A 25,612-nucleotide genomic window follows, 5' to 3' on the forward strand; every position below is an offset into this window, starting at 1 on the left:
TTCCTCCGGTCAGAGCGAGCCGATGCGCTCCAGCTCACGCTTGAGCTGGTCGCGATCCAGGGTAGCGAAGGGCAGGCCGAGGAAGGCTCGGCAACGCTGTTCGATGCGTGCCAGGGTGGCGTGGAACGCCGCATCCCGCAGGGCTTCGTCGCCATCCAGGGCGGAGGGATCGGCCAGGCCCCAATGGGCCTTCAGCGCTGCGCCGAGATACAGCGGGCAGGCTTCCCCCGCGGCGGCGTCGCAAACGGTGATGACGATGTCCGGCGGTGCGCCTTCGAAGGCTTCGCTGCCCTTGCTGTACAGGCCGTGGGTGGCGATGCCGGCCTGTTCGAGGGTCGCCAGGCTGCGCGGATGCACCCGCCCGCTGGGCTGGCTGCCGGCGCTGCATGCCTCGAAACCCGGCGGGGCCAGGTGGTTGAACATGGCTTCGGAAAGAATGCTGCGGCAACTGTTGGCCGTGCACATGAACAGGACTCGCATGGGATGCTCCTGCCGCCGTCGCCGGCGGCCGTCAGATGGCCAGGCGCAGGGCCAGGGCCGAAAGGGTCGCCAGCAGGACCGGCAGGGTCAGCAGGGCGCCGACCCTGAAGTAGTAGCCCCAGGTGATGCGCATGCCTTTGCGCGCCAGCACGTGCAGCCAGAGCAGCGTCGCCAGGCTGCCGATAGGGGTGATCTTCGGACCCAGGTCGCAGCCGATGACGTTGGCGTAGATCATCGCTTCGCGCACCGCGCCGGCGGTGTCGCTGGCCTGGATCGACAGGGCGCCGAGCAGCACGCTGGGCATGTTGTTCATTACCGACGAGAGGGCGGCGGAAAGCAGTCCGGTACCCAGCGCGGCCGCCCATACGCCGTGCTCGGCCAGGCGGTTCAGGAGCTGCGCCAGGAGGTCGGTGAGACCGGCGTTCTTCAGGCCGTAGACCACCAGGTACATGCCCAGCGAGAAGACCACGATCTGCCAGGGCGCTTCGCGCAGCACCCGCCGGGTCGAGATCACCCGCCCGCGCCCGGCCACCGCCAGCAGCAGCGCCGCACAGGCCGCGGCCACCGCGCTGACGGGGACGCCCAGCGGCTCCAGGGCGAACAGCCCGGCGAGCAGGACCAGCAGCATCCAGCCACCGACGACGAAGGTCGCGCGGTCGCGGATCGCCGCCCGCGGCGGCTTCAATTGCTCCAGCGCATAGACCGGCGGCAGGTCGCGGCGGAAATAGAGGAACAGCACCAGCAGGGAGGTCGCGACGCTCACCAGGTTTACCGGCAGCATGACCGCGGCGTACTCGCCGAAGCCGAGCCCGAAGTAGTCGGCCGAGACGATGTTCACCAGGTTCGAGACCACCAGCGGCAGGCTGGCGCTGTCGGCGATGAAGCCCGCCGCCATGACGAAGGCCAGGGTCGCCGCCGGGCTGAAGCGCAGGGCCAGCAGCATCGACATCACGATGGGCGTGAGGATCAGCGCCGCGCCGTCGTTGGCGAACAGCGCCGAGACCGCCGCGCCGAGCAGCACGCAGAAGGCGAACAGGCGCCGGCCGTCGCCGCCCGCCCAGCGCGCGACGTGCAGCGCGGCCCATTCGAAGAAGCCGGCCTCGTCCAGCAGCAGGCTGATGACGATCACCGCGATGAAGGTGGCGGTGGCATTCCAGACGATGTTCCAGACGGTCGGGATGTCGCCCGGCGCGACGCTGCCCAGCGCCAGGGCGAGCAGGGCACCGATACTGGCGCTCCAGCCGATGCCGAGGCCCCTGGGCTGCCAGATGACCAGGACCAGGGTGAACAGGAAGATGGCGAAGGCGATCAGCATGGGGCGGCTCGCGCTATTGGCAGCAGGCGGAGGCGCGCTGCGGGCGGCCGTCCATGTCGCGCAGGCGCGCTGCGTCGGCTTGCAGCCAGTCGCCGTTGGCCCGCAGGGTCACTTGCAGGACTTCGTGGATCCAGGCCGGCAGCGCAGGGTTCAGGCGGTAATACACCCACTGGCCCTGGCGACGGTCGAGGAGCAGCCCGGCACTGCGCAACTGGGCCAGGTGGCGGCTGATCTTCGGCTGGCTGTCGGCGAGGGCGCACATCAGTTCGCAGACGCACAGTTCGCCCTGGTCGACGATCAGCAGGGTGGCGCGAACGCGCGTCTCGTCGGCCAGGCACTTGAACACTTCGGCGGGGCTGGGCATCGCTGGGCCTTCCTGGATATATGGAAAGCTGAATATACGGATATCCGTATGTATTGCAAGCGCCCCCGCTCCCGCCGGCTAGCGGCGGGCGGCCTGGACTTCCTCGCTCGGCGTGCGCCCGAAGTAGCGCTTGAACTCGCGGCTGAACTGCGAGGGACTCTCGTAGCCGACCTGGTTGGCGGCGGTACTGGCGTTCAGCCCGTCCTGCACCATCAGGCTCCAGGCCTTGTACAGGCGCACGCTCTTCAGGTACTGGAGGGGCGAGGTGAAGGTCATCGCCTTGAAGTTGTGGTGGAAGGTCGACACGCTCATGTTCGCCTCGCGAGCCAGGGTGTCGATGTCCAGCGCACTGGCGTAGTCGGTGTGGATGCGCCGCAGGGCCCTGGCCATGCGCCCGTAGCCGCTGTGCCGGCCGGCCACCGCACGCAGGGCGTTGCCCTGCTCGCTGCGCAGGGCGCGGAAGATGATCTCGCGGACCAGTTGCGGGCCGAGGATATGGCTGTCCAGCGGGCTCTGCAGGCAGCCCAGCAGGCGCATCACCGCATCGGCCATCCCCGCGTCCAGCGGTACCGAAGCCATCGGCGCGCTGGGTGCCAGCTCATTGTCGTCGTCGCTGCCGGGAGCCTCTTCCATCTGTAGCAGCAGTTCCTTCAAGGTGCCGATATCCACGTCGACGCTCACTCCCAGCAAGGGTTCGGCGGCGGAGGCGTGGGTTTCGCATTCGAACGGCAGGGGCACCGACATCACCAGGTAGCGTTCGGCGTCGTAGCGGTAGGTTTCGCCGCCGAGGAAACCGATCTTCTGGCCCTGGGCGAGGATGCAGATGCGCGGCTCATAGAACACCGGGCTGCGCGGATAGGCCTGTTCGGCGCGCATCAGGCGAACCCCGGGGATGCGGGTGGCGTCGAAACCCGGTTCGTCTTGCAGGGTGGCGATCAGCGACGCCATGTCGGTGGAAGTAGTGCTCATGCCTTGGCTGTTTCTCCAGGAGAGAAGGCAAACGTAGCAACCCCGTGCGCGCCTGGGCAGTGGCGGCACGCAACATCGGCACGAATGGGCAAGGCTTCGACAGGAATGGACATTCTGCGGCGGCGCCCATCCGGCGAACAATTGCCCCCCGAACGGACCGCCGCCAGCAAGCCGTCGCGGCCCGCCATCCTGCGAAGAGGACACACCGATGACCCTACAGATCCGCGGCTACGCCGCCCAGTCCGCCAGCACCCCGCTGACCGCCCATCGCTTCGAACGCCGCGCGCCGCGCGCCGACGACCTGGTGATCGACATCCTCTACTGCGGCGTCTGCCACTCGGACCTCCATCAGGCGCGCAACGAATGGCACAACAGCCTGTACCCGCTGGTGCCGGGCCACGAGATCATCGGCCGGGTCGCCAGCGTCGGCGAGGCGGTGAGCGGTTTCGCGGTCGGCGAACTGGTCGGCGTCGGCTGCATGGTCGACTCCTGCCGGCACTGCGCCGCCTGCTCCGAGGGCCTGGAGCAGTATTGCGCGGAATACCCGACCCTGACCTACAACGGCCGCGACCGCCACGACGGCCTGCCGACCTTCGGCGGCTACTCGGAGCGCATCGTGGTCTCGGCCAGGTTCGTCCTGCGCATTCCCCAGGGGCTCGACCCGAAGGCGGCGGCGCCGCTGCTGTGCGCCGGGATCACGTCCTACTCGCCACTGCGTCACTGGAAGATCGGCCCCGGTAGCCGGGTGGCGGTGGTCGGCCTGGGCGGCCTCGGTCACATGGGCCTGAAGTTCGCCAGGGCGCTCGGTGCCGAGGTGGCCCTGTTCACCCGCTCGCCGGGCAAGGAAGAGGAAGCGCGGCGGCTCGGCGCCGACCAGGTGATCCTTTCCACCGACCCACAGCGGATGGCCGCCGTCGCCGGACGCTTCGACCTGATCCTGGACACCGTGCCGCACCAGCACGACCTCAATCCCTATCTGGCGACCCTCAAGCGCGACGGCACCCTCGTACTGGTCGGCCTGCTCGAGCCGCTGGAGCCGGCGGTGCACGGTGCGCAACTGGTGATGGGACGCCGCTCGATCGCCGGCTCGGCCATCGGCGGCATCGCCGAGACCCAGGAAATGCTGGATTTCTGCGCGGCCCACGGGATCGCCTGCGACATCGAGATGATCGAGATCCAGCAGATCAACCAGGCCTACGAGCGGATGCTGGCCAGCGACGTGAAGTATCGCTTCGTGATCGACATGGCCTCCCTGCAGAAGTCCTTCTGAGACGGGCCGTCGGCGCCGGCGGGCTCAGCAGCCCTCGGCGTCGACCAGGAAGGTCTCGAAACGCACGCTTTTCGCCCCCAGCCCCCAGCCGCCAGACGCCCGCGCTCAGCGGGCCTTGCGCGTCCTCCCGGGCCTGCCAGGCGCGTTCGCAGTCCTCGCGTGAACGCCAGCAGGTGTAGTTCAGTACGTGCTGGCCGTCCTCGCTGGGGTGCAGGCTGGCGGACAGGTAGCCCGGGCAGTTCCTGAAGCAGCGTTCCAGGCGTTGCAGGTGCGCGTTCTGTTCCAGCGCCAGCGACAACTGGCTGGCGGGTTCCACCTCGATATCGATGAGTTGCGCGTAGCACGGCGACCGCTCGCTAGCGGCCGGGCACTGATCGTCGGTGCAGCAGTAGGAGGAGGGGATGAGCATGGCGGGTTACTCCGGGTGACTTGTGTCGAGGGCCGGCCCAGGGTAAAACCTCAAGCAAACTTGAGGTCAAGCCAATCATGAAGAATTCCTGCGCATCTCGTGAACTGAGCGTCGGCGAACTGGCCAGGCGTGCCGGCGTGGCGGTCTCCGCCCTGCATTTCTACGAAACCAAGGGGCTGATCAGCAGCCAGCGCAACGCCGGCAACCAGCGGCGCTTCAGTCGCGAGACGCTACGCCGGGTGGTGGTGATCAAGGTCGCCCAGCGGGTCGGCATTCCCCTCGCGGAGATCGCTCGCGCCCTGCAGACCCTGCCGGCGGGGCGTAGCCCTAGCGCGGCGGACTGGGCGCGCCTGTCGGCGCAGTGGAAGGAGGATCTCACCGAGCGCATCGACAAGCTGCTGCTGTTGCGCGACCAACTGGACGGCTGCATCGGTTGCGGCTGCCTGTCGCTCCAGGCCTGCCCGTTGCGCAACCCCGGCGACCAGCTTTCCGCCGAGGGGCCGGGAGCGCACTGGCTGGACGCCGAGGGCCGCGAGCACGACGGCTAGGCAGCGGTCAGCCGTGGTGCTGGCGGTCGGCGACGGCCGGGCTGTCCTGCAGGTTGTCCGGCGAGATCGCCAGGGCGCGTAGCGATCCGGCCATGATGTCGCTGAAGGTGGGCGCCGAGACCAGGCCGCCGAAGTAGCCGATCCTGGTCGGCGAATCGATCATCACCGCCAGCACCAGTTGCGGGTCGGACGCCGGCGCCATGCCGACGAACAGCGAACGGTAGGACTTGTCCGCGTAGCCCCGGCCCGAGGCCTTGCGCGCGGTGCCGCTCTTGCCCGCCACGTGGTAGCCCGGCACGCGGGCGCGGACCACGCCCTTCGGGTCTTCCACCACGGTTTGCAGCATCGCCCGGATGCGCCGTGCGATCTGCGGGTCCATCGCCTGGCGCACCTGGTTCTGCGGGTTGTCGCGGAGCAGGCTGAGTGGCACCAGCTTGCCGTCGTTGGCGAACACCGAGTAGGCCTGGGCCAGCTCGGCGGTGTTCACCGCCAGGCTGTAGCCGAACGACATGCTGGCGGTGGCGATGTTCGACCATTTCTCGTGGAACGGCAGGTAGCCCGGGTTCTCGCCGGGGAAGCCCAGCGACAGCGGCGCGCCGAAACCGACCCGGCCGAGCTGTTCGAGGATCGGCTTGGGTCCGATCTGCAGGGCGACCTTGCTCATGCCGATGTTCGAGGAGTTGATCAGCACCCCGGTCATGGTCAGTACGTCGCGACGGGCGACGTCGTGGATGGTGTGCCCGTCGATGGTCATCCAGCCCGGTGCCACGCTGACTTGACTGTTCTCGTCGAACTTGCCGGAGGCCAGCGCCGCCGACATGCTGAACGGCTTGATCACCGAGCCCGGCTCGAAGGTATCGGTGAGGGTGCGGTTGCGCATGAAGGCCGGGGCGAAGCTGGCGCGGTTGTTCGGGTTGTAGGAGGGGAAGTTGGCCATCGCCAGGATCTGCCCGCTCTTCGGGTTCACCAGGACCGCCGAGCCGGAGTGCGCGCCGAACTTGAGCACGGCCTTTTCCAGCGCCTTGTAGGCGATGAACTGTAGTCGCAGGTCGATGCTCAGGGCCACGTCCTGGCTGGCCTTGGGCGTCTTCAGCACCTTGATGCTGTTGACCAGCGAGCCGCGCGGGTTGATCGCCACCTCGCGTACCCCGTCCTTGCCGCTCAGCCAGTCGTTGAAGCCCAGTTCGGTGCCTTCCTGGCCGCGGCCGTCGATGTTGACCAGGCCGATCAACTGCGCGGTCAGCTCGGAACTGGGGTAGAAACGCTTGTATTCCTTGATCTGGTGTACCCCCGTTATGCCCAGGGCCATCACCTCGCTGGCCTCGATCGGCGACAGGCCGCGCTCGAGGTAGAGGAAGCGCTTGTTCGGGTTGGCCTGGAGTTGGGCCAGCAGCGGCGCCGCGGGGCGGTGCAGGGCGCCGGCCAGGCGTGGCACCTCGTCGAGGTGGGCGGCCATTTCCCTGGGGTTGCACCAGATCGACGCGACTTCGGTGGATACCGCCAGCGGCTCGCCGTTGCGGTCGGTGATCATGCCGCGGGTGACCGGGATCGGCAGGTCGCGGATCGAGCGGAGGTCGCCCTGGTCGGCTAGGAATTCGTGGTCGTGGACCTGGAGATAGACCAACCGTCCGGAGACGGCCAGGGAGGCGAGGACGAACAGGGTGACGACAAGGATGAAGCGGTAGTTTCGGCGTTGACTGCTCATGCAAGGGCACACTGGGGAAGAGGGAGAGCGGAAGCCCGTCCGGGGCAGTGCTGAAACATCCTGTTGCAGTTGGCAACTGTACCGTCATCCGCCACCCGCCGGTCAAGCCCCTTGCCGCCGTCTAGAGCACCAGGCGCATCGCGCAGCGGCTGTCGGCGGCGAAGCCGATCTCCTGCTCGTGGCCGAGGATCGCGCGCAAGCGCTCGCCGGCTTCCTGCCAGGTCAGCCGCTGGAAGCCCAGGCGTGCGTAGAACGGCGCGTTCCAGGGCACGTCGCAGAAGGTCGTCAGGGTCAGCGCCCGGCAGTGGCTGGCGTGGGCGTAGGTCACCGCGCGCTCCAGCAGGCGGCGGCCCAGGCCCTGTTGCTGGTGGGCCTGGGCGATGGACAACTCGGCGATGTGCAACTCGTCGGCGCAGCGTTCGGCGGCGAGGAAACCGACCGGCTGGCCATCGGCGTCTTCCGCCAGCCAGTGGCTGCCGCGCTCGATCAGGCGGCGATGGAAGTCCACCCCGGCGACCCCGGCGTCGGCGATCCAGGCCAGCTCGGGCAGCAGGCGGAAGCTTTCCCCGGCTGAGCGCTCGATGGCCGGGAGCAGCGCGGCGTCCTCGTCGCGGCTGGTTCTGATGCGGTAGTCCATTGGCTTTTCACTCCATGAGCAGGCCGTCGAGCAGCACGTCCAGGGCCTGGCAGGCCCTGGCCAGGCTCTCCGGCGGGTGTTCGGCGTTGGCGATACGCAGGGCGGCGTCCACCAGCGCGCCGTTGAGCAGCCAGGCCAGGGCCTCGGCGTCGGTGCGGCGGACCCGCCCGCTGTCCATCAGTTCGCGCAGTTGCCCGGTCATCGAGCTTAGGCAGCGCAGTTGGCTGGCCTCGCTGCTGGGGCTGCCGAGGATGGCCGGGGCATCGCGCAGGACGATGCGCTGGATTTCCGCTTCCAGGGCCATTTCCAGGTAGGCCCGGTTGTAGGCACGGAAGCCGCTCCAGAGGTCCTCGCCGGCAGCCAGGATGGCGCCGAGGCGAAGATTCATCTCGTCGTCGATCTGCTGCACCACCGCGGCCAGCAGGCCTTTCTTGTCGCCGAAGTGGTGATACAGCGCGCCGCGGGTGAGGCCGGCGCTGGCGGTCAGTTCGTCCATCGAGGCGCCGGCGTAGCCGTTGTCGGCGAACGCTCGGCGCGCGGCGTCGATCAGCTTGGCGCGGGTTTCCTCGATCATCTCGGCGCGAGGCTTGCGGGCCATGCGAGGTCTCCGGGTGGCAAAGGGGCTTCAGGATAATTGACATACGCTGCGTATGTCTCCATGATTTTTGACATACGCAGCGTATGTTAATTTCGTCTTCTCCCATCGTCGCCGGTTCCGCTGGAGCCGGCCAGCCGAGGCTTTCCATGAGCAACCCCTATCTCGAACTGTTCGCCGCGCCCGGCGCCAAGGGCTTTTCAGCCGCCGGCCTGCTGGCGCGGATGCCCCTGTCGATGACCGGCCTGGGCATCGTCACCATGCTTTCCCAGGTGCATGCCGACTACTGGCTGGCCGGTACCGTGGCGGCCACCTTCGTGTTCTGCAATGCCTTGCTCGCGCCGCAGGTATCGCGCCTGGTGGACCGCTTCGGCCAGGGCCGGGTGCTGCTCCCGGCCGCGCTGGCCAGCGCCCTGGCGATGAGCGCGCTGTTGCTGTGTACGCACTATCGAGCGCCGAATGCCTGGCTCTACCTGTTCGCCTTGCTCGCCGGGGCGATGCCGAGCATGCCGGCCATGGTACGGGCGCGCTGGACCGAGCTGTACCGGGGCTCGCCGAAGCTGCACACGGCGTTTTCCTTCGAATCGGTGATGGACGAGGTGTGCTACATCATCGGGCCGGTGCTGGCGGTGAGCCTCAGCGTCGGCTGGTTCGCCGAGGCGGGGCCGCTGCTGGCGACGCTGTTCCTGGTCGCCGGGGTGAGCCTGTTCAGCCTGCAACGCGGCACCGAACCGCCGCTGCATGCCCATCCGCGGCGCCGCGCCGGCAGCGCGCTGGCCTATCCGGCGGTACGCGTGCTGGCGCTGGTGCTGGCCGCCATCGGGGTGATCTTCGGCGCGGTGGAAGTGGTCAGCGTGGCCTTCGCCGAGGCGCACGGCAACAAGGCTGCGGCAAGCCTGGTGTTGTCGGTCTATGCCGTCGGCTCATGTCTCGCGGGATTGCTGTTCGGGCTGCTGCGCTGGCGCCTGGCGCTTTCCCGGCAACTGCTCTGCATGGTTACGCTGATGGCCCTGAGCCTGATGCCGCTGCTAGGGGTGGAGAGCATCCTTGCGCTTGCCCTGACCGTGCTGGTGGCCGGCTTCAGCGTGGCGCCGACGATGATCCTGGCCATGGGCCTGGTCGAGCGCGCGGTGGACCCGGCGCGCCTCACCGAAGGCCTGACCTGGGCCATCACCGGGCTGGGCATCGGCATGGCCTTGGGCTCGGCGCTGGCCGGTTGGGTGGTGGAGGGCTACGGCGCCGCCAGCGGTTTCCTCGTCGCGGTCGGCGCCGGCTGGCTGGCCTGGCTGCTGGCCCTGGCCTGCTTCCGGGTGCTGGCTCAGGACGAGGCCGGAGACTGCGCGGTGTCCGGCTGAGCCGGGAAGGCGTATTCGCGTTCGACCCGGGCGATCCGCGCGCTGAAACCGGCGTACCAGTCGCGCCGGCCGCGCGCCTGGGCGTCGCGGTGCTCCGCGTGGCGGCTCCAGGCACGGATCGCCGCCTCGCTGTCCCAGTAGGAGACGGTGATGCCGAAACCGTCGGCGCCGCGGACCGACTCCACGCCGAGATAGCCCGGCTGGCGGCTGGCCAGTTCCAGCATGCGCTCGGCCGCTTCGGCGTAGCCGTCGTCGACGGCGCTGCGATGGGAGCTGAAGATCACTGCGTAATAAGGTGTCGGGCCGCGCCGGGGGCGGTCGCGGCGCTGCGTCCGGCACGCCTCGACGAATGCCTTCGGCAGTGGCGGCAGGACGCCGGCCAGGGCTGCCCGCTCGGGTTGGAACAGGGTGGCGACGAAGAACGGATGCTGTTCCAGCTCCACCGCGCGGATCGCTCCGTCGGCGCTCCAGGCGCTGGCCCGCAGTGCGCCGCCGGTAAGTTCCGCGGCGAAGCGCGGGGCGATTGCGTAGCGGCAATGGTAGTCCGCCTCGATCCAGTCGGCGGCATACGCCAGGGCCAGGCGCGAGCCGCGCAGCAGGCGGACTTCCTCGCGGGCTTCGAGCAGAGCGCAGGGCAGGGCGGCGATCACCGCCTGGTCGCTGTGCGGATGCTCCTCACCATGGGTCGCCGCCTGCCAGCCGAGGGCGTTGCGGGCGAACTCGAGGATCGTGTGCTGGAAGCCGGCGCAGGTACCGAGGAACGGCCGGCGCCGGCCCCGGGCATGGGCGATCAGGCGCAGCACCGCGTCGGCGTCGCGATAGGGGCTGCCCGGCACGCACCAGAACCCGTCATAGCGCTCCAGCGCCGGCTCGGCGGGCAGGCGGTCGCTGGCCAGCCAGTCGAATGCGATCTCCAGGCCGAGTGCCTCGCCGGCCAGGCGCAGGGCCAGGGGAATCGCCCGGTGGGCGGTGATGTGCGGGTCGTGGTCGCCGACCAGGGCAATGCGCAGCGGCGCCGCGGGAGGGGTGGACATCCGTTTTCGCTCCAGTTTCGCCACGCCGGTTGGCGGGCCCTGGCGCTCACTCTATAGTTGCGTTTCCGCACTCGATATCGGCGCCAATGCAAAAGATGAATGCACCGCTGCAATATCGCCTGGACCATGCCGATCTTGCCCTGGTCCTCGCCCTGGTTCGCGGCGGCAGCCTGGCGCGGGCCGCAGAGTTGCTCAGGGTCGATGTGTCGACGGTCTTCCGGGCCATCCGCCGGCTGGAGAAGAACCTCGGCAAGGCATTGTTCGACAAGAGCCGCAGCGGCTACCTGGCGAACCAGACCGCCCGCCGTCTGGCGCAGCAGGCGGAACTGGCGGAGCAGGCGCTGGAGGCGGCGCGCATCGGCCTCGAACTGGAGCGCGAGGTGCTCAGCGGTACCGTGCGCATGACCTGCTCCGACGCCGTCCTGCATGGCCTGCTGCTGCCGGCGCTGGCGCGCTTCATGCCTGGCTATCCGGCCCTGCAACTGGAGCTGGCGACCTCCAACGACTTTGCCAACCTCAGCCGGCGCGACGCCGACATCGCCCTGCGCATGACCCGCACGCCGCCGGAACACCTGGTCGGGCGCAACCTCGGCGAGGTGCGCTACGTGCTCTGCGCCAGCGAACGCTACCTGGAGGGCCGCGACGCGACGGAGCCCGCCATGCTGCACTGGATCGCCCCGGACGATTTTCTTCCCGACCACCCGAGCGTGGTCTGGCGTCGTCGACACTATCCCGGGGTGCTGCCGGCCTACCGCTGCAACGGCGTGCTGGCGGTCGCCGAGATGGCCCGCGCCGGCCTCGGCCTGGCGGCGATCCCTGCCTACCTGCTACGCGACGGCGACGGCCTGCGGGTACTGGACGCCGACCTCGAGGGCTGCGCCAGCGCCCTGTGGCTGCTGACCCGTCCGGACTGCCGGGCGTTGCGCTCGGTGGTCGCGTTGTTCGACGAGCTGGGGCGGCATGTGCGATTGAGAGATGAGTGAAGGGGTGGCCGTGCCTGGTATGGCAACCCTCTCCCGCGAGCGGGAGAGGGGCTGGAATGGCAGGCCTGGCGCTCAGCCGCGATCCGCCGCGGCCGATCCCGGCGGCGGAATGTCGCCCACCGCCGCCGCGCCGGTGTCCTTGCGCAGGCGCCTGACCTCGTCGACGCTGACGCTTGGCGCCTGGTTGCCCCAGCTGGTGCGGATGAAGTTGACCACGTCGGCGATCTCCTGGTCGTTCATCCGCCAGCCGAACGGCGGCATGGTGAAGCTCGACGGTGCCTGGTGGGTGGCCGGCAGGGTGCCGCCCTTGAGCACGATGTGCACCAGGGAGGTCGGGTCGCTGCCGGTCACTACCGGGTTGCCGGCCAGGGCCGGGAAGACCCGCGCATAGCCCTTGCCGTCGGTGCGGTGGCAGGCCCCGCAGTTGTCGACGTAGAGCGCCGCGCCGGTCTTGCTGTCGTCGCCGTGGAACAGTGCCTGGGCTACGCTCTCGTCGTAGACGTGCGGCTGGTCGGCGGGGTCCGCCGGCGGCAGCGACTTGAGGTAGCGGGCGATGGCGGTGAGGTCGGCGTCGGTCATGTACTGCATGCTGTGCACCACCACGTCGGACATGCCGCCGAACACCGCGCTGCGCTCGCTGCGGCCGGTACGCAGGAAGCTGACCAGGTCGGCTTCGCTCCAGCTGCCCAGTCCGGTCCGGTGGTCGCCGCGCAGGCTCTTGGCGATCCAGTTCTCCAGCGGCGCGCTGCCGGACAGGTAGGCCGCGCCATCGCTCGCCGCCAGGGCCTTCTCCTGCATGCCCAGCCCACGCGGGGTATGGCAGGCGCCACAGTGGCCAAGGCCTTCGACCAGGTAGGCGCCGCGCGCCAGCACCGGGTCCTGCCCGGCGGCGGCCTGGAAGTCCTTCACCTCGGGAGCGAAGGTCCAGCGCCAGAATGCCAGCGGCCAGCGCATCGACAGCGGCCAAGGGATGTCGCTGGCCTTGTTGGGCTGCTCCACCGGCTCCACGCCATGCATGAAGTAGGCGTAGAGGGCGCGCATGTCCGCTTCGCTGACTCGCGCGTAGGACGGGTAGGGCATCGCCGGGTAGAGCGTGTCGCCGGACCTGGCCACGCCGTGGCGCACGGCACGGTCGAAGTCCTCGAAGCTGTAGTCGCCGATGCCGGTCTTGCGGTCCGGGGTGATGTTGGTCGAGTACACCGCGCCGATCGGCGTTTCCATCGGCAGGCCCCCGGCGAACGGCTTGCCGTCCCTGGCGGTGTGGCAGGCCACGCAATCGCCGGCGCGGGCCAGGTATTCACCCTGCCTGACCAGGGCCGGGTCCGGCGCTGCGGCGGCCTGGGCGATGCCGCAGGCGAGGGCGGAGAGGGCGAGGAAGGCTGTCGGTTTCATCGTTGCGCTCCTCATGCCTGCACCAGCGGACCGGGGTTCTTCAGGTATTGCTCGCGGATCGCCTTGGCCGACCAGTAGGCCAGCGCCGCCACCAGCCCAGTGGGGTTGTAGCCGGTGCCCTGGGGGAAGGCCGAGGCGCCCATGACGAAGACGTTGTGCACGTCCCAGCTCTGCAGGTAGCGGTTGAGCACGCTGGTCTTCGGATCGCTGCCCATGATCGCCCCGCCGAGCAGGTGGGTGGTCTGGTAGACCCGTGTATTGAAGTGGTCGCCGAAGTTCTTGACGCTCACCGAGATGGCCTTCGGGTTCATCGCTTCGGCGATCTTGCGCATGTGCTCGGTGACGTAGCGGCTCATGCGGATCTCGTTGTCCTTCCAGTCGAAGGTCATGCGCAGCAGTGGCTGGCCGTAGGCGTCCTTGTAGGTCGGGTCGAGGTCGAGGTAGTTGTCGCGGTAGGTCATGTTGCTGCCGTGGGCGTCCATCGACACGGTGTGCGTGTAGGCGTCCTTGACCGCCTGTTTCCAGCCGCTGCCCCAGCTCGGCGTGCCGGGCGGCACGGCGAGGCCGCCGATCGGCTTGGAGCCGGCCTGGTTGACCCACATCGGCGAGCCGCCGACGAAGCCCAGCGGTCCGTGGTCGAAGTTGTCGGCGTTGAAGTCGTCCACCGCCACGCCGCCACCGCCGGTGCCGACGAAGGGGTTGGTATGCACGTCCTTGTCGAAGAACGCCTTGATGGTGGCCATGTTCTGGTAGGCGAAGTTCTTTCCCACCACGCCCTCGCCGGTGCGCGGGTCGTAGGGCTTGCCGATGCCGGAGAGCAGCAGCAGGCGCACGTTGTGGAACTGGAAGGCGCTGATGATCACCAGCTTCGCCGGCTGCACGATCTCGCGCCCCTGGGCGTCGACGTAGGTCACGCCGGTGGCCTGCCTGCCGTCGCTGTCGAGGTTGACCTTGAGCACGTTGCAGTTGGCGCGCAGTTCGAACAGCGGGGTCTGGCGCAGCGCCGGCAGGATGTTCAGGTTCGGCGAGGCCTTGGAATACATGTAGCAGGCGTAGCCGCTGCAGAAGCCGCAGAAGTTGCACGGCCCCATCTGCACCCCGTAGGGGTTGGTCCAGGGCCCCGAAGCGTTGGCCGCCGGCAGGTCGTAGGGGTGTAGGCCGAGTTCCTCGGCGGCCTTGCGGAACAGTTGCGCGGAGTACACCTGGCGCAGCGCCGGCAGCGGGAAGTCGTCCGAGCGGTCGGCGGCGAACGGATTGCCCTTGCCGACCACCTGGCCCTTGACCGTATGCGCGGTGCCGGAGGTGCCGAAGACCTTCTCGGCGAAATCGAAGTGCGGCTCCAGCTCTTCGTAGCTGACCCCGTAGTCCTGGATGGTCATGCCTTCGGGGATGAATTTCTTGCCGTAGCGTTCCTCGTAATGGCTGCGCAGGCGCAGTTCCTCGGGCATGATCCGGAAATGCACGCCGGACCAGTGCAGGCCGGCGCCACCGACCCCGTCGCCGGGAAGGAAGGCGGAGAGCTGGCGGTAGGGCAGCGCGGTATCGTTGATCCCGTGGCGGATGCTCACGGTGCTCTTGGAGAGATTCTGGAACAGCTTGCCGCGTGTGTTGTAGGTCAGCTCGTCGAGGGTGTTCGGGTAGGCGCCGTCGGGATAGGTATCGCGGTTCTCGCCGCGCTCCAGCGCCACCACGTTGAGCCCGGCCTCGGTCAGCTCCTTGGCCAGGATCGCTCCGGTCCAGCCGAAGCCGACCACCACCGCATCCACCGGTTTGAGTGTCGTCGCCATGTTCAACCCCTCTCGCCGGAAATCGCCACCGGCGGGAAGGGATACTTCTCGCCGCGGTCGGCCCAGTCCATGAAGTCGGCGCGGGCGCCGGGGAAACCGACCAGCTTCCAGCCCACCAGGCCGCGATTGCCGCCGTGCTGCGGATCGGAGAAGAAGCCTTCGTGGGTGTTTTGCAGCAACTGGCCGAAGAGCAGCTTGGCCGGCAGGTCCTGCAGGTCGATCTGGCCGGCTTCCAGGCGTTGCAGGATGTCGTCCTGCGCCGACGGCTCCAGCTCGGCGAACGGCTTGCCCTGGTTGGCCTTGCTCCAGCGTTCCAGGGCGGCGATGCCGACCCGGTAGATGTCGCGTGGCACCAGCTTCAACTGATGGCCGAACTCCGGCGCGGCGTCGGTGACGAACGGCCCCTGCATGTACCAGAGTGCGCCGTGCCCGTAGGGGGTTTCCATCTGTCGGTCGATGAACTCCGGCACCCCGGCCTCGATGGCGCCGGGGCCGTTGTCGTCGCTGGGGATCAGTCGCGCCACCGCGGCGTTGACGAAAGCCCATTCGGTGTTGGTGAAGAAGCGAGGCTGGTAGCGTTCGCGGGGTTTGTCCTGCTCGGCGGCGGGCGTCTGCATGGCATGGCCGACGCCATAGCCGGCCAGGGTCACCGCCGGGATCACGGTCAGGGTCTTGCGCAGGAAGTCGCGGCGGCCGTTGACGGCCTTGTCATCGGGCATGGTGGGGTCCTCTCTGGATCATCACGGTTTCGTCTTTCTGATAATGATTAGCAGGCTAATTATAAGTTCATGTGTCACGTTGAAAAAACGTTTCAGCAAGGATTCAGGCAGGCCAATACCGGCAAGTGAAGCAGAACGGCGCGCCGGGCGTCGGCCCGGCGCGGCCTTCAGGCGCCTCGCCGTCGCGCCCAGGCCGAAGGATTGACCAGGTTCAGCGGCCGCTCGCCGGCGAGGGCCGCCAGCAGGTTGTCTACCGCGCAGCGGGCCATGGCTTCGCGGGTTTCCTCGGTGGCCGAGCCGATGTGGGGAGTGGCCACCACGTTCGGCAGGCGCAGCAGCGGCGAGTCGGGAGACAGCGGCTCGCGCTCGAACACGTCGAGGCCGGCGGCGCGGATCCGCCGCTGGGCCAGGGCCTCGATCAGGGCCGCCTCGTCGACCACCCGGCCACGGGAGATGTTGATGAAGATCGCCTGCGGGCGCATCCGGGCGAACTGCGCGGCACCGATCAGGCCTTCGGTGGCGGCGGTCAGCGGCAGGGTCAGGCAGACGAAGTCGGATTCCTCGAGCAGCGCGTCGAGGGGGCGGTAGCTCGCTGCGTAGCGTTCTTCGACGTGGGGCTTCGGGCTATGGCTGTGGTACAGCACGCGCATGCCGAAGCCGTGGTGCCCGCGCCGGGCCAGGGCCTCGCCGATGCGGCCCATGCCGACGATACCGAGGGTCTTGCCATGCACGTCGGTACCGAACTGGGCGGCGCCGACGCTCTTCTTCCATTCCCCGGCGCGCACCCAGCCGGCCAGTTCCACTACCCGCCGGGCTGTCGCCAGGATCAGCGCGAAGCCGGTGTCGGCGGTGGTCTCGGTGAGCACGTCGGGGGTATTGCTGAGGAGGATGCCGCGGCGGTCGAGGTAGTCGATGTCATAGTTGTCGACGCCCACCGAGACGCTGGCGATGGCTTCCAGTCGCGGTGCCAGGTCGAGCAGGCCGGCGTCCAGGCGCAGGCTGGCGCCGAGCAGGCCGTGGGCCTCGGGCAGGGCGTCGCGCAGGCGGGCCAGGCCGTCGCGGCCGGGCTCCTCGACCAGGAGCACCTCGACCCGTTCGCGCAGGCGTTCCATCAGGGGCGCGGAGAGACGTTTGTAGAGAACCACTTTCTTCATCGGATGCTCCGGAGTCGGTCAGGGGTGGGCCGGCGCCGCCCGCCGCGAGGCGTGCGCGCGAGCGGCATCGGGCTCGCGCTTGTCGGCGTGCGGGTTGAGGAACACGGTGAGCAGCACCGACAGCAGCAGCGCTCCGCTCATGAACAGATAGGAAGCCCCGGGCCCGCCGGTGATGCCGTTCAGGTAGCCGACCAGCCAGGAGCCGGAGAACGAGCCCAGCGCGCCCATGCTGTTGATCAGCGCCATGGCGCCGCCGGCGACGTTGGCCGGGAGGACTTCCGGGACGATGGCGAAGAACGGTCCGTAGGGCGCGTACATGCAGGCCCCGGCCAGCACCAGCAGGGCGTAGGACAGCCAGAAGTGCTCGCTGCCGAGGGCGTAGGAACCGTAGAAGGCGATGGACGCGATGAGCAGCGGCGGCCAGACGAAACGCTTGCGTTTCTGCAACCGGTCCGAGGCCCAGGACACCCCGAGCATGGCGATCACCGCCGCCAGGTAGGGCAGCGCCGACAGCCAGCCGGCTTCTATGATGTCGATGTTGGCGCCGTGCTTGAGGATCGACGGCAGCCAGAGGACGAAGCCATAGACGCCGATGCTCCAACAGAAGTACTGCAGCGAGAGGACGATGACCTTTGGCGAACGGAACGCCTCGCGGTAGTTCTTCACTGGCTTGATGCCCTGCTGCTCGGCGGCCAGGGCGTCTTCCAGGTCGCGTTTTTCCGAGCCGCTCAGCCAGGCGGCCTGGCGCGGGCGGTCATCCACCAGGCACCACCAGATGAAGGCCCAGATCACCGCCGGCAGGCCTTCGATGATGAACATCCAGCGCCAGCTGAAATGCTCCACCAGGTAGCCGGAGACCACCGACATCCAGAGGATGGTCACCGGGTTGCCGAGGATCAGGAAGGTGTTCGCCCGCGAGCGCTCGGCGCGGGTGAACCAGTGGCAGAGGTAGACCAGCATCGCTGGCATCACCGCCGCCTCGACCACGCCGAGGAGGAAGCGGATGCCGATCAGCAGATAGACGTTGGCGACCATCCCGGTCAGGGTGGCCAGTCCGCCCCAGAGGATCAGGCTGACGAAGATCAGCTTCTTGACGCTGCGCTTTTCCGCGTAGATCGCCCCCGGCACCTGGAAGAAGAAGTAACCGAGGAAGAACAGCGCGCCCAGCAGCGAGGACAGCCCGGGAGTGATCCGCAGGTCGTCGGCCATCCCGGAGGCGGCGGCGAAGCCGTAGTTGGCGCGGTCCAGGTAGGCCAGGCTGTAGGTGACGAAAACGATCGGCATGATGTACCACCAGCGGCTGCTGGCGAGGCGAGGCATGGTCATGGTCGGGTATCTCCTGAGCTTGTCTTGTTCTTGTCGCAACAGGTGCCGTGTGGGCGGCGGGTTCAGGCGCTCCTGCGGCGCTCGCGGTCGAGCAGTTGGCTGCGTTTCGGCAGCCCCTCCATGTCGCCGCGGACCTGTACCGCGCGGCTGCCGATCCAGTTGCCGCGCGCCACCGCGTCGGGCAGCGGCAGGCCTTCCAGCAGCGCGCTGACCACCCCGACCGCGAAGCCGTCGCCGGCGCCCACGGTGTCCACCACGGTCGCCACCGGCACGCCGGGGACCAGCCCTTCGCCGTGGGCATCGCGATAGTAGGCGCCGCTCGGGCCGAGCTTGATCGCCACCGCGTCGACGCCCATGTCCAGGTAGAACGCGGCGATATCCGCGGGTTCCTGCCAGCCGCTGAGCAGGCGGCCTTCCTCCAGGCCCGGCAGGACCCAGTGGGCATGCGCGGCGAGGGCGTTGATCTCGGCGATCATGCGGCGCTCGCTGGGCCACAGCGAGGGCCGCAGGTTGGGGTCGAAGGACAGGCTGGCGCCCTTGCCGCGCATGCGCCGCATCAGTTCGTGGGACAGTTCGCAGGCACTCGCCGAGAGTGCCGGCGGAATGCCGGTGGCGTGCAGGTGGCGGGCGCCGAGCATTTCTTCGCGGATATGGGCGAGGCCCAGCCGGCTGGCCGCCGAGCCGCGGCGGAAGTACTCGACCCGCGGGTCGGCACCATCGACCTCGCGGGACTTCATCTGGAACCCGGTGGGCGCTTGCGCGTCGACCTCGACGAAGCGGCAGTCGAGGCCCTCGCGGGTCAGGCTGTCGAGTACGAAGCGGCCGAGCGAGTCGTCGCCGACCCGGCTCAGCCAGGCCACCGCGAAGCCGAGGCGGGCGAGGCCGATGGCGACGTTGCTGTCGGCGCCGGCGATGCGCTTGCCGAACTGCTCGACCCGGTCCAGTTCGCCGGGCTGTTCGGCGACGAACATGGCCATGGTCTCGCCGAAGCAGAGGATCTCGAAGTCAGCCATGCTGGCGTTCCTCCTGGGGCTGGCTGAGGCGGGCGAGGGCGGCGATGTGCCGGCGGCTGAGACTGAGCAGGTCGTCGCCCTGCAGCGGGTATTCGATGGCCCGCGCCACGCCTTCCGGGAAATGCTGCAGCAGGCGCTGCCAGTACTGCAGGTCGGCGGCCGACGGCGGCACCGCGACCAGCTTGCCGTCGCGGTTGCGGATCACCGCCTTGCAGTGCACGTAGCCGACATAGCGGCCAAGGCGCAGGGCGGCTTCGTCGGCCGCCTGCTCCTGCCAGCGCCAGTTGCCGATGTCGAAGGTCATCGCCAGGTTCAGCTGCTGGCGTTCGGCGAGGCGGAAGAAGCGTTCCAGCACCTCGATCCGGCCGCCCTGGGGCGTCTGGTCGTTCTCCACCAGCAGTTGCAAGCCGTGGCGCGCCAGGCGCCGGCCGAGGGCGGCGAGATCGGGCTGTTCCGGCAGAAGGCCGAGCGAGACCTTGAGCCATCCGGCTCCGCAAGCTTCGGCGCGGCGCAGGGTCGGCTCCAGCTCGGGGTTCAACTGGCCGTCTTCGCGCCACAGCTCGAGGGGTGAGGAGAACACGCACTCCAGCCCCTGCAACTGGATGGCGGCGGTCAGCGCCTCGGTATCCGGCGGGCCGGCGAAGAGTTCCTCGCGCAGTTCCACGCGCTGCGCGCCGGCCATCGCCAGCAAGGGCAGGAAGCTGGCCTGGCCGCGACTGCGAACGAGGTCCGCGCCATAGCTGGAAAGACTGATGGAGACGGGGTGAAGGGACATTGGCGATCCTCTGAAACCGGTTTCATTTCAAGCCGTGCGAAAGCCGCCGGCAACGCGCCGGCGGCGGGCCGCTAGCCGCGTGGATGGGTCGAGCCGCGAACGATCAGTTGCGCCGGGAAGGTCACCCGGCGCGCCGGCTCGCGGTCGCCTTCGAGTCGCGCCAGGAGGCGCTCGAAGGCGGTGCGGCCGATTTCGTCGGTGGGTTGGGCGAGGGCGGTGATGCCGCTGCCCACCAGTGGGTACCAGTCGAGTTCGTCCAGGGCCAGTAGGCCGACCTCATCGAACAGCCGGCAGCCGAGGTCGCGCAGTTGGCGGGTGGCGCAGAGGGTGGCGACGCCGTTGCAGGTGAACAGCGCCTTCGGCCCGGGGCCGCTGGCCGAAAGGAAGGCGCGCAGGCCGTCGCGGAAGAAGTCGTCGGTTTGCAGGACCTGGCCCTTGAGCGCCGGTCGCCGGCCGATGGAGGCATTGAAGGCCTGGACCCGCTCGATCCGCGAGCTGGTGCCGTCGAGCGGTTCGGTGACCAGCAGGATGTCGCGGAAGCCGCGGTGCTGCAGGTGGTCGAGGGCCTGTTCGACGGCGTCGGCGTTGTCCAGGCCGACCAGGTCGGTATCCAGCTCGGCCAACTGGCGGTCCACCAGCACCATCGGCAGTTCGCGGTGCAGGGCGCGCAATTCGCCGGGATGGTGGCCGAGGGTGTTCACGATCAGTCCTTCGACGTTGTAGGACTGCAGGGCGGCCAGGTGATGACGCTCCTGCTCGTCGTCGCGGTCGGTATTGCACACCACCAGGCTGTAGCCGTGTTCGCGGCAGGCGGTTTCCACGCCATGCATGACGGCCACGGAGTAGGGGTTGAGGATGTCCGCCACCAGCATTCCGATTAGCCGTGTGCGCCCGCGCTTGAGGCCTCGGGCCATCTGGTTGGGGCGGTAGTCGAGCTGGTCGATGGCGCGCTCGATGCGCCGGGCGGTGGCATCGGCGAGCAACTGGCGGTCGCCGCCGATATAGCGCGACACGCTGGCCTTGGAGACGCCGGCGGCCTCGGCCACCTGGTTGATGGTGACGCGGCCACGGCTGGGCAGTACTGAACCATTCACGGACCTGGTACCTCTTGGTGCTGTTCTTATTGGTGTGTCCGGCTGGTCTTCGCCAGCGGATGCCAGGATTTGAAACCGGTTTCAGAAAATACCAGAAGGCCGATGCCCGTCAACGGGAAAAAAACGCCTACCGGGGCCGAGCCAGGCATGAGGCCAGGACGTTGTTCATGAAAACCGAATAATCGTTTCGAATGATGGTTTGCAATTATTAATGTCGAATGGAATGAATGTGCCATATCTCCATAAATAAAAAGGAAGTTTGTCCAATACTTAAGAAACTACTTTAAGAAGGTTTTGTCGGTAGAAAGCGATCAATCAGGCGAGCTTCGCAGACATGAAAAGCACCCGGCCGACCGTCTGAAGCAGTTCTCATTTATCGGAATACGAAGGTGGCGCGCTGAAACTTATGCGCGCCTGGCGGTCTTTATCGACGACCTGACCGCCCGGTCGCGTCATCACGCTCACCGATCGTTGCGGGTCCTGTCGAATGCCGCCGTTCCGTCGCAGCAGGATTTTTCGACAAGACCCGTCCGGACCCACTTCCCGGCTAAGGAATGACAGGATGAGCGCCGCCCTGGAGCGATTGAATCATCTGAACCTGAATCACTTGTATGCCTTCGTCGCCGTCGCCGAACACAACAGCTTCACCGCCGCGGCGGAGGCCCTGGGCTTGTCGAAATCGCTACTCAGCGAGCAGTTGCGACGCCTGGAGGCCGACCTCGGGATCCAGTTGCTGACCCGTACCACCCGTCGCATGACCCTTACCGATCGCGGCGAACTGCTGTTCGGCGTGGCCCAGCGCATGCTCGGCGAGCTGGACGGCGCGCTCTCCGATGTGCGCGACCTGCAGGGCGAGCCCAGTGGCCGGTTGCGCATCACCGCGCCGCAGGACTTCGTCAAGTGGCACATCAGCAGCGTTTCCGCGGCGTTCATCCGGCAGTTTCCCAAGGTCCAGGTGGAAATGCTGGCCGATGACCAGTTCAGCGATCTGGTCGGCCAGCGCATCGATCTCGCAGTACGTATCGGCTGGCCGCGCGACTCCGGCCTGCATGCCAGCAAGCTGTGCGACTTCCAGCAGGTTGCCGTGGCGACGCCGGGATACCTCGCCGGCCTGCCGCCGGTGCTCCAGCCGCACGACCTGGCGCGTTGCGAATGGATCGGCCATACCCGCCTGAGCACGCCCTGGACCTGGACCTTCGAACGCCAGCGCGAGCGTGCCACGGTACAGACCCGAGGGCGCCTGCTGGCGAACAACACCCTGGCGGTGTACCGCCTGGTGCTCGACGGTGCCGGCGTCAGCGTGCTGCCGAGCTTCCTGGTAGCCCGCGAGATCGCCCGCGGACGGCTTGTCCGGCTGCTGCCCGGTTGGCGCCTGCCGCAGGGCGGCATCTATGCCCTGTACCCCTCGGCGCGCTACATGCCGGTGCGGGTCAGGGCGTTCATCGAGTCGCTGCGCGAGCATCTCGGTCGCGAGCCGTTCCGCCTGGCGCAGAGCGAATGAGGCCGGGCATCCGTGCCTGGGGATAGGGCGAATAACGCCACCGGCGTTATCCGCCGCCGATGCCAGGGATAGGCGGCGGATAACCGCGAGCGGTTATTCGCCCTACGGCCCCAGGCTGCCCAGGTAGCCGGCGAGCGCCTGGATGTCGCTATCCTCCAGGCCGCCGGCGACCGCGCGCATGGTCGCGCTGTTGCCGCGCTTGCCGTCGCGGAAGCCGTGCAACTGGGTTGCCAGGTATTCCGCCCATTGCCCGGCCAGGCGCGGCGCCTTCAGCGCCGCCAGGCCCTGGGCGGCGGGCCCGTGGCAGGTGACGCAGGGCGGTACGCCGCGCTGCGCCAGGCCATTCTTGAAGAGCTGGCGGCCGCGTTCGCGTTGCCTCGGGTCGGCCAGGGTCTGCTCGCCGGCACTCATGCGCTGGGCGGCGAACCAGGCGGAGACGTTGACCACGTCCGCCGCGCTCAGCTCCTCGCCGCGGCCGTTGGTGGCCGGGTTGCGCCGGCGCTGGGTCTTGAGGTCGTAGATCTGCTTGTACAGGTATTCCCGGTCGAGCCCGGCGAGCTTCGGGTAGCTGCGGTTCGGCCGCGGCCCGCCGTTGCCGTCGTCGTCGTGGCAGCGCGAGCACATTTTCTGCGCCATCGCCTTGCCGCGCGCCAGGTCGGCGGGCGCGTCCGGGCCCGGCACGGCGGCGGCCAGCGGCAGGGAAAGCAGGGCCGAGAGGCAGCCGGCCAGCCAGCGTTTGCGCTCAGTCATGCTGCCAGGGCCCCCGCAGCCAGCCGTGGATGTCGTAGTCGGCCATGCAGCGCTGGACCATCGCCTCGCAGTAGGCCAGGTGCCCGCGACGGCTGGCCCAGGCCAGCGAGTCGAGGCGGATCTGCTCGGCATTGCCGGAATAATGGCTCTCATAGACCGCGTGGCGCGCGCCGAACTCGCTGCCGGTGGCGTCCCAGATCAGCTTGAACAGCTTCAGGCGCTGCTCCGGCTCCAGCTCGGCACCGCGGTAGTAGCTGTCCACCAGCCGCCGCGCCTCGCCGTCGCGCAGGTCGGCGGCGCCCGAGACGGTGACCAGCGGGGCGCCGCCGAGAGCGCTTTCCAGCAGCTCGCGGACCCGCTTCCAGATCTGCGGCACCTGGATGCGCAGGGCATTGGCGTACTCCAGGCGCGGCACCGCCGACCCGGCGGCGTTGCGCTCCGGGTCGCGGGCCATGGCGGTGGTCAGCGCCTGCAGCAGGTGCTGCAGGGCGATCAGCTCGCCGAGGGCAGCCTGTATCCCGCGGAAGCCCTGGGTGCCATTGGCGCGCACGCCGAGGGAAAGCAGGCCGATCATCAGCTCCAGCTTCACCCCGAGGCGGATGCCGGACTGGAAGTTGTACAGGTTGGCGAAGCCCGACTCGGCATAGAAGCCGGTGGCGCGGCGCAGGTCGCGGTAGACCAGGACGTCCTCCCAGGGAATCAGCGCCTTGTCGAACAGCAGCACGCTGTCGTTCTCGTCGAAGCGGCTGGACAGCGGATAGTCGAAGGGACTGCTCGCGCGCTCCTCATAGGATGGCCGGCACATCAGGCGCAGGCCGGGGTTGTCCATGCGGGCGAAGAACACCAGGGCGAAGTCCTCGGCCTTGCCGGCCTCCATCTGCGCCGAGGCGACCGGGGCGACGAAGGTGGCGTTGGTGATGGCGCTGCCGGTGGCGAGCATCTTCGCCCCGCTGACGACGATACCCTGGTCGGTCTCGCGTTCGACGTGGACGAACACGTCGCGCATCTCGTGGATCGCCTTGCTGCGGTCCAGCGGCGGATTGATGATCGCGTGGTTGAGGAACAGCCCGCGGTCGGCGAAGGCGCGGTGCCAGGCGCAGGCGTTCTGCCGGTAGTCGCCGTAGAAGCCGGCGCCGGCCTCCAGCCCGGACATGAACGCCGCCTTGTAGTCCGGGGTACGCCCCATGAAGCCGTAGGTCATGCGCGACCAGCAGCCGATCGCCTCGCGCGCGCCGAGCAGGTCCTCGGCGTTCTGCGCGGGGGTGAAGAAGCGGTGGCTGCGGCGGCCCTGGGCATCGACCCGGGTGAGGACGTCGCGCTGCTCGCCGTGGAGGCCGTCGTAGAGCCCGGCGATGCTGCGGCAGGCGTTGCGGAACGCCCTGTGCCGGGTGACGTCGGCGACCCGTTCGCCGTTGAGGTAGACCTGGCGACCGTCGCGCAGGCTGTCGAGATAGTCGGCGCCGGTCATCAGCGCGTTGGGGACGGAATGGCTCATGCTGGTTCCTTGTCGGGACGCCGGCCGTGGCGCGCACGGCCGGCGGGGCGGTCAGTCGCGCTGCAGGTGCGGGTTGCGCAGCGCCGGCTCGGCGTGGATATGCACCCGCCGCAGGTGGCGCGGCGCGCGGTGGGCGAAGGCCTCGCGACCGTGCAACAGGGTCAGGTTGTCGGCGATCACCAGGTCGTCGCTGCGCCAGCGGTGGGCGTAGTGCGCCTGTGGGTGGTACAGGCAGCGGCGCAGGCTGTCGAGCAGTTCGCCGCGCTGTTCCGGGGCGATGCCGTCGTAGTGGAACTCGGAGGGGTTGATGAAGCTGGCGTCGCCCTCGACCGGCGGTTCGCAGAAACGCAGGATGGGGAATTCGCGGCGCGGGTGGCGCTCGACTATCGGCGCCGCCGAGCGGCTGCTGTAGTGCGCCGCGCTGCGCTGGTACCGGCCGCTGGCGCGGCGCCAGACTTCCAGCTCGCTACTGTCGGCCAGTTGCAGCGCCGCCGGGGTCGAGCTGAAGGTGGTGCGGCCGCCGTCGCTGTCGCCGGGCGCGTCGACACAGTGGAACACCTGGAATTCCGGGACCGTCTCCAGGTACATGCCGTCCCAGTGCAGCGGCACGTAGTTGTTGGCGAAGATGTGGTCCTCGGCGCCTTCCTGTTCCACCAGCTCGAGCACCGCGCCGAACGGCCACAGCATGACTTCGCCGAAGTCGTGGCAGTAGCGGGTCAGGCTCTCGGCGTCGGCGAAGGCGGCGAAGCCGCGCAGGAGCAGCAGGTGGTGGCTGCGAGCCAGGCCCTTGAGCCACTGCGCCGGCAGCTCGCCGACGTGCATGCCGGGGCGGCCGGGCTCCAGCAGCAGGCCGAAGCGCGGCTGGTTGCCCTGTTCGTCGCGCAGCGGCGAGAGACGTACCGGTTGATCGCTGAGATAGGCGTTCATCGTCTGGCTCCTCGG

Annotated in this window: 24 protein-coding genes and 1 pseudogene; 5 read left to right on the forward strand and 20 right to left on the reverse strand. The window is 68.5% G+C overall.

Going from position 1 to position 25,612, the window contains the following annotated elements:
* Nucleotides 1-9: 9 nt before the first annotated feature.
* The 4 genes from ACM0M4_RS15145 to ACM0M4_RS15160 all read right to left on the reverse strand — a co-directional run bounded on the left by ACM0M4_RS15145 (nucleotide 10) and on the right by ACM0M4_RS15160 (nucleotide 3,128).
* Nucleotides 10-480 (reverse strand): arsenate reductase ArsC, encoded by a 471-nt coding sequence (locus ACM0M4_RS15145; RefSeq protein WP_003112098.1) that lies wholly within the window; start codon nucleotides 478-480, stop codon nucleotides 10-12.
* A gap of 31 nt (nucleotides 481-511) precedes the next feature.
* Entirely contained in the window at nucleotides 512-1,795 is a 1,284-nt protein-coding gene (locus ACM0M4_RS15150; RefSeq protein ID WP_003122742.1) for an arsenic transporter, read from the reverse strand.
* 13 nt (nucleotides 1,796-1,808) lie between these two features.
* Nucleotides 1,809-2,159 carry a metalloregulator ArsR/SmtB family transcription factor gene (locus ACM0M4_RS15155; RefSeq protein ID WP_003089312.1) on the reverse strand — a complete coding sequence of 117 codons (351 nt, stop codon included), beginning with the start codon at nucleotides 2,157-2,159 and terminating at the stop codon, nucleotides 1,809-1,811.
* Between the two features lie 78 nt (nucleotides 2,160-2,237).
* Nucleotides 2,238-3,128, reverse strand: a complete 891-nt coding sequence (locus tag ACM0M4_RS15160) for an AraC family transcriptional regulator (RefSeq protein WP_003113750.1) — start codon at nucleotides 3,126-3,128, stop codon at nucleotides 2,238-2,240.
* 208 nt (nucleotides 3,129-3,336) lie between these two features.
* On the opposite strand from ACM0M4_RS15160, the gene ACM0M4_RS15165 reads away from it, so the two are divergent.
* On the forward strand, nucleotides 3,337-4,398 hold the full coding sequence (locus ACM0M4_RS15165) for an NAD(P)-dependent alcohol dehydrogenase (protein WP_023128879.1): 1,062 nt from the start codon (nucleotides 3,337-3,339) through the stop codon (nucleotides 4,396-4,398).
* A 24-nt stretch (nucleotides 4,399-4,422) separates the two neighbouring features.
* Here ACM0M4_RS15165 and pumA read toward each other — a convergent pair.
* Nucleotides 4,423-4,807 (reverse strand): annotated as a pseudogene (gene pumA, locus ACM0M4_RS15170) (monooxygenase PumA).
* A 77-nt stretch (nucleotides 4,808-4,884) separates the two neighbouring features.
* On the opposite strand from pumA, the gene soxR reads away from it, so the two are divergent.
* Entirely contained in the window at nucleotides 4,885-5,355 is a 471-nt protein-coding gene (gene soxR / locus ACM0M4_RS15175) for a redox-sensitive transcriptional activator SoxR (protein ID WP_003089301.1), read from the forward strand.
* 7 nt (nucleotides 5,356-5,362) lie between these two features.
* On the opposite strand, the gene ACM0M4_RS15180 is transcribed toward soxR, so the two are convergent.
* The 3 genes from ACM0M4_RS15180 to ACM0M4_RS15190 form a co-directional block, all read right to left on the reverse strand.
* On the reverse strand, nucleotides 5,363-7,060 hold the full coding sequence (locus tag ACM0M4_RS15180; protein WP_115288788.1) for a peptidoglycan D,D-transpeptidase FtsI family protein: 1,698 nt from the start codon (nucleotides 7,058-7,060) through the stop codon (nucleotides 5,363-5,365).
* Between the two features lie 121 nt (nucleotides 7,061-7,181).
* On the reverse strand, nucleotides 7,182-7,697 hold the full coding sequence (locus ACM0M4_RS15185) for a GNAT family N-acetyltransferase (protein WP_003089295.1): 516 nt from the start codon (nucleotides 7,695-7,697) through the stop codon (nucleotides 7,182-7,184).
* Nucleotides 7,698-7,704: 7 nt separating this feature from the next.
* Nucleotides 7,705-8,295 (reverse strand): TetR/AcrR family transcriptional regulator, encoded by a 591-nt coding sequence (locus ACM0M4_RS15190; protein ID WP_003113746.1) that lies wholly within the window; start codon nucleotides 8,293-8,295, stop codon nucleotides 7,705-7,707.
* A gap of 146 nt (nucleotides 8,296-8,441) precedes the next feature.
* Between ACM0M4_RS15190 and ACM0M4_RS15195 the strand changes: the two genes are divergently transcribed.
* Nucleotides 8,442-9,647 carry an MFS transporter gene (locus tag ACM0M4_RS15195; protein WP_003117816.1) on the forward strand — a complete coding sequence of 402 codons (1,206 nt, stop codon included), beginning with the start codon at nucleotides 8,442-8,444 and terminating at the stop codon, nucleotides 9,645-9,647.
* On the opposite strand, the gene ACM0M4_RS15200 is transcribed toward ACM0M4_RS15195, so the two are convergent.
* Nucleotides 9,611-10,681, reverse strand: coding sequence for a CTP synthase C-terminal region-related (seleno)protein (locus ACM0M4_RS15200; protein WP_003089287.1), 1,071 nt, complete (start codon nucleotides 10,679-10,681; stop codon nucleotides 9,611-9,613). The genes ACM0M4_RS15195 and ACM0M4_RS15200 overlap by 37 nt on opposite strands.
* A gap of 86 nt (nucleotides 10,682-10,767) precedes the next feature.
* On the opposite strand from ACM0M4_RS15200, the gene ACM0M4_RS15205 reads away from it, so the two are divergent.
* A complete protein-coding gene (locus ACM0M4_RS15205; RefSeq protein WP_115288789.1) occupies nucleotides 10,768-11,664 on the forward strand; it encodes a LysR family transcriptional regulator in 897 nt (298 codons plus the stop codon).
* A 72-nt stretch (nucleotides 11,665-11,736) separates the two neighbouring features.
* On the opposite strand, the gene ACM0M4_RS15210 is transcribed toward ACM0M4_RS15205, so the two are convergent.
* The 8 genes from ACM0M4_RS15210 to ptxS form a co-directional block, all read right to left on the reverse strand.
* Nucleotides 11,737-13,056 (reverse strand): cytochrome c, encoded by a 1,320-nt coding sequence (locus ACM0M4_RS15210; RefSeq protein WP_003113742.1) that lies wholly within the window; start codon nucleotides 13,054-13,056, stop codon nucleotides 11,737-11,739.
* Nucleotides 13,057-13,067: 11 nt separating this feature from the next.
* Nucleotides 13,068-14,843, reverse strand: coding sequence for a GMC family oxidoreductase (locus tag ACM0M4_RS15215; RefSeq protein ID WP_003110747.1), 1,776 nt, complete (start codon nucleotides 14,841-14,843; stop codon nucleotides 13,068-13,070).
* Between the two features lie 2 nt (nucleotides 14,844-14,845).
* Nucleotides 14,846-15,562: a gluconate 2-dehydrogenase subunit 3 family protein gene (locus tag ACM0M4_RS15220; protein ID WP_003110746.1), complete on the reverse strand. Its 717-nt coding sequence runs from the start codon at nucleotides 15,560-15,562 to the stop codon at nucleotides 14,846-14,848.
* Between the two features lie 167 nt (nucleotides 15,563-15,729).
* A complete protein-coding gene (locus ACM0M4_RS15225; protein WP_003120140.1) occupies nucleotides 15,730-16,716 on the reverse strand; it encodes a 2-hydroxyacid dehydrogenase in 987 nt (328 codons plus the stop codon).
* Nucleotides 16,717-16,734: 18 nt separating this feature from the next.
* Nucleotides 16,735-18,042 carry an MFS transporter gene (locus ACM0M4_RS15230; protein WP_221345562.1) on the reverse strand — a complete coding sequence of 436 codons (1,308 nt, stop codon included), beginning with the start codon at nucleotides 18,040-18,042 and terminating at the stop codon, nucleotides 16,735-16,737.
* A gap of 62 nt (nucleotides 18,043-18,104) precedes the next feature.
* On the reverse strand, nucleotides 18,105-19,055 hold the full coding sequence (locus tag ACM0M4_RS15235) for a sugar kinase (protein ID WP_003089272.1): 951 nt from the start codon (nucleotides 19,053-19,055) through the stop codon (nucleotides 18,105-18,107).
* A complete protein-coding gene (locus ACM0M4_RS15240) occupies nucleotides 19,048-19,830 on the reverse strand; it encodes a sugar phosphate isomerase/epimerase family protein (protein ID WP_031631064.1) in 783 nt (260 codons plus the stop codon). Before ACM0M4_RS15240 ends, ACM0M4_RS15235 begins: the two co-directional genes overlap by 8 nt.
* A 71-nt stretch (nucleotides 19,831-19,901) precedes the next feature.
* Nucleotides 19,902-20,924, reverse strand: coding sequence for a transcriptional regulator PtxS (gene ptxS / locus ACM0M4_RS15245; RefSeq protein WP_003113738.1), 1,023 nt, complete (start codon nucleotides 20,922-20,924; stop codon nucleotides 19,902-19,904).
* Between the two features lie 562 nt (nucleotides 20,925-21,486).
* Here ptxS and ptxR point away from each other — a divergent pair.
* Nucleotides 21,487-22,425: an HTH-type transcriptional regulator PtxR gene (gene ptxR / locus ACM0M4_RS15250; protein ID WP_003089264.1), complete on the forward strand. Its 939-nt coding sequence runs from the start codon at nucleotides 21,487-21,489 to the stop codon at nucleotides 22,423-22,425.
* A 102-nt stretch (nucleotides 22,426-22,527) separates the two neighbouring features.
* Here ptxR and pvcD read toward each other — a convergent pair whose 3' ends face one another.
* Genes pvcD through pvcB form a run of 3 tightly spaced genes read right to left on the reverse strand, consistent with a single transcriptional unit; the run spans nucleotide 22,528 to nucleotide 25,597 of the window.
* Complete coding sequence (gene pvcD / locus ACM0M4_RS15255) at nucleotides 22,528-23,175, reverse strand: paerucumarin biosynthesis heme-binding protein PvcD (protein ID WP_014602929.1); 648 nt, start codon at nucleotides 23,173-23,175, stop codon at nucleotides 22,528-22,530.
* Nucleotides 23,168-24,670 (reverse strand): paerucumarin biosynthesis protein PvcC, encoded by a 1,503-nt coding sequence (pvcC, locus tag ACM0M4_RS15260; protein WP_003122752.1) that lies wholly within the window; start codon nucleotides 24,668-24,670, stop codon nucleotides 23,168-23,170. Before pvcC ends, pvcD begins: the two co-directional genes overlap by 8 nt.
* Before the next feature lie 51 nt (nucleotides 24,671-24,721).
* Nucleotides 24,722-25,597: a paerucumarin biosynthesis oxygenase PvcB gene (gene pvcB, locus ACM0M4_RS15265; protein ID WP_019371790.1), complete on the reverse strand. Its 876-nt coding sequence runs from the start codon at nucleotides 25,595-25,597 to the stop codon at nucleotides 24,722-24,724.
* Nucleotides 25,598-25,612: the final 15 nt, after the last annotated feature.

Origin of the sequence: Pseudomonas sp. 18-147, from assembly GCF_051048045.1 — a bacterium.
In the GTDB taxonomy this organism is placed as follows: domain Bacteria; phylum Pseudomonadota; class Gammaproteobacteria; order Pseudomonadales; family Pseudomonadaceae; genus Pseudomonas; species Pseudomonas aeruginosa.

Bases quoted from the DNA above. Each gene is read 5' to 3' on its own strand.
- ACM0M4_RS15220 (WP_003110746.1), bottom strand. From the start codon at position 15,562: ATGCCCGATGACAAGGCCGTCAACGGCCGCCGCGACTTCCTGCGCAAG.
- soxR (WP_003089301.1), top strand. From the start codon at position 4,885: ATGAAGAATTCCTGCGCATCTCGTGAACTGAGCGTCGGCGAACTGGCC.
- ptxR (WP_003089264.1), top strand. From the start codon at position 21,487: ATGAGCGCCGCCCTGGAGCGATTGAATCATCTGAACCTGAATCACTTG.
- ACM0M4_RS15200 (WP_003089287.1), bottom strand. From the start codon at position 10,681: ATGTCCACCCCTCCCGCGGCGCCGCTGCGCATTGCCCTGGTCGGCGAC.
- ACM0M4_RS15150 (WP_003122742.1), bottom strand. From the start codon at position 1,795: ATGCTGATCGCCTTCGCCATCTTCCTGTTCACCCTGGTCCTGGTCATC.
- pvcD (WP_014602929.1), bottom strand. From the start codon at position 23,175: ATGACTGAGCGCAAACGCTGGCTGGCCGGCTGCCTCTCGGCCCTGCTT.
- ACM0M4_RS15160 (WP_003113750.1), bottom strand. From the start codon at position 3,128: ATGAGCACTACTTCCACCGACATGGCGTCGCTGATCGCCACCCTGCAA.
- ACM0M4_RS15155 (WP_003089312.1), bottom strand. From the start codon at position 2,159: ATGCCCAGCCCCGCCGAAGTGTTCAAGTGCCTGGCCGACGAGACGCGC.
- pvcC (WP_003122752.1), bottom strand. From the start codon at position 24,670: ATGAGCCATTCCGTCCCCAACGCGCTGATGACCGGCGCCGACTATCTC.
- ACM0M4_RS15180 (WP_115288788.1), bottom strand. From the start codon at position 7,060: ATGAGCAGTCAACGCCGAAACTACCGCTTCATCCTTGTCGTCACCCTG.
- ACM0M4_RS15145 (WP_003112098.1), bottom strand. From the start codon at position 480: ATGCGAGTCCTGTTCATGTGCACGGCCAACAGTTGCCGCAGCATTCTT.
- ACM0M4_RS15235 (WP_003089272.1), bottom strand. From the start codon at position 19,055: ATGGCTGACTTCGAGATCCTCTGCTTCGGCGAGACCATGGCCATGTTC.
- ACM0M4_RS15165 (WP_023128879.1), top strand. From the start codon at position 3,337: ATGACCCTACAGATCCGCGGCTACGCCGCCCAGTCCGCCAGCACCCCG.
- ACM0M4_RS15215 (WP_003110747.1), bottom strand. From the start codon at position 14,843: ATGGCGACGACACTCAAACCGGTGGATGCGGTGGTGGTCGGCTTCGGC.
- ACM0M4_RS15230 (WP_221345562.1), bottom strand. From the start codon at position 18,042: ATGACCATGCCTCGCCTCGCCAGCAGCCGCTGGTGGTACATCATGCCG.
- ACM0M4_RS15210 (WP_003113742.1), bottom strand. From the start codon at position 13,056: ATGAAACCGACAGCCTTCCTCGCCCTCTCCGCCCTCGCCTGCGGCATC.
- ACM0M4_RS15185 (WP_003089295.1), bottom strand. From the start codon at position 7,697: ATGGACTACCGCATCAGAACCAGCCGCGACGAGGACGCCGCGCTGCTC.
- ACM0M4_RS15225 (WP_003120140.1), bottom strand. From the start codon at position 16,716: ATGAAGAAAGTGGTTCTCTACAAACGTCTCTCCGCGCCCCTGATGGAA.
- ACM0M4_RS15205 (WP_115288789.1), top strand. From the start codon at position 10,768: ATGCAAAAGATGAATGCACCGCTGCAATATCGCCTGGACCATGCCGAT.
- pvcB (WP_019371790.1), bottom strand. From the start codon at position 25,597: ATGAACGCCTATCTCAGCGATCAACCGGTACGTCTCTCGCCGCTGCGC.
- ACM0M4_RS15195 (WP_003117816.1), top strand. From the start codon at position 8,442: ATGAGCAACCCCTATCTCGAACTGTTCGCCGCGCCCGGCGCCAAGGGC.
- ACM0M4_RS15190 (WP_003113746.1), bottom strand. From the start codon at position 8,295: ATGGCCCGCAAGCCTCGCGCCGAGATGATCGAGGAAACCCGCGCCAAG.
- ACM0M4_RS15240 (WP_031631064.1), bottom strand. From the start codon at position 19,830: ATGTCCCTTCACCCCGTCTCCATCAGTCTTTCCAGCTATGGCGCGGAC.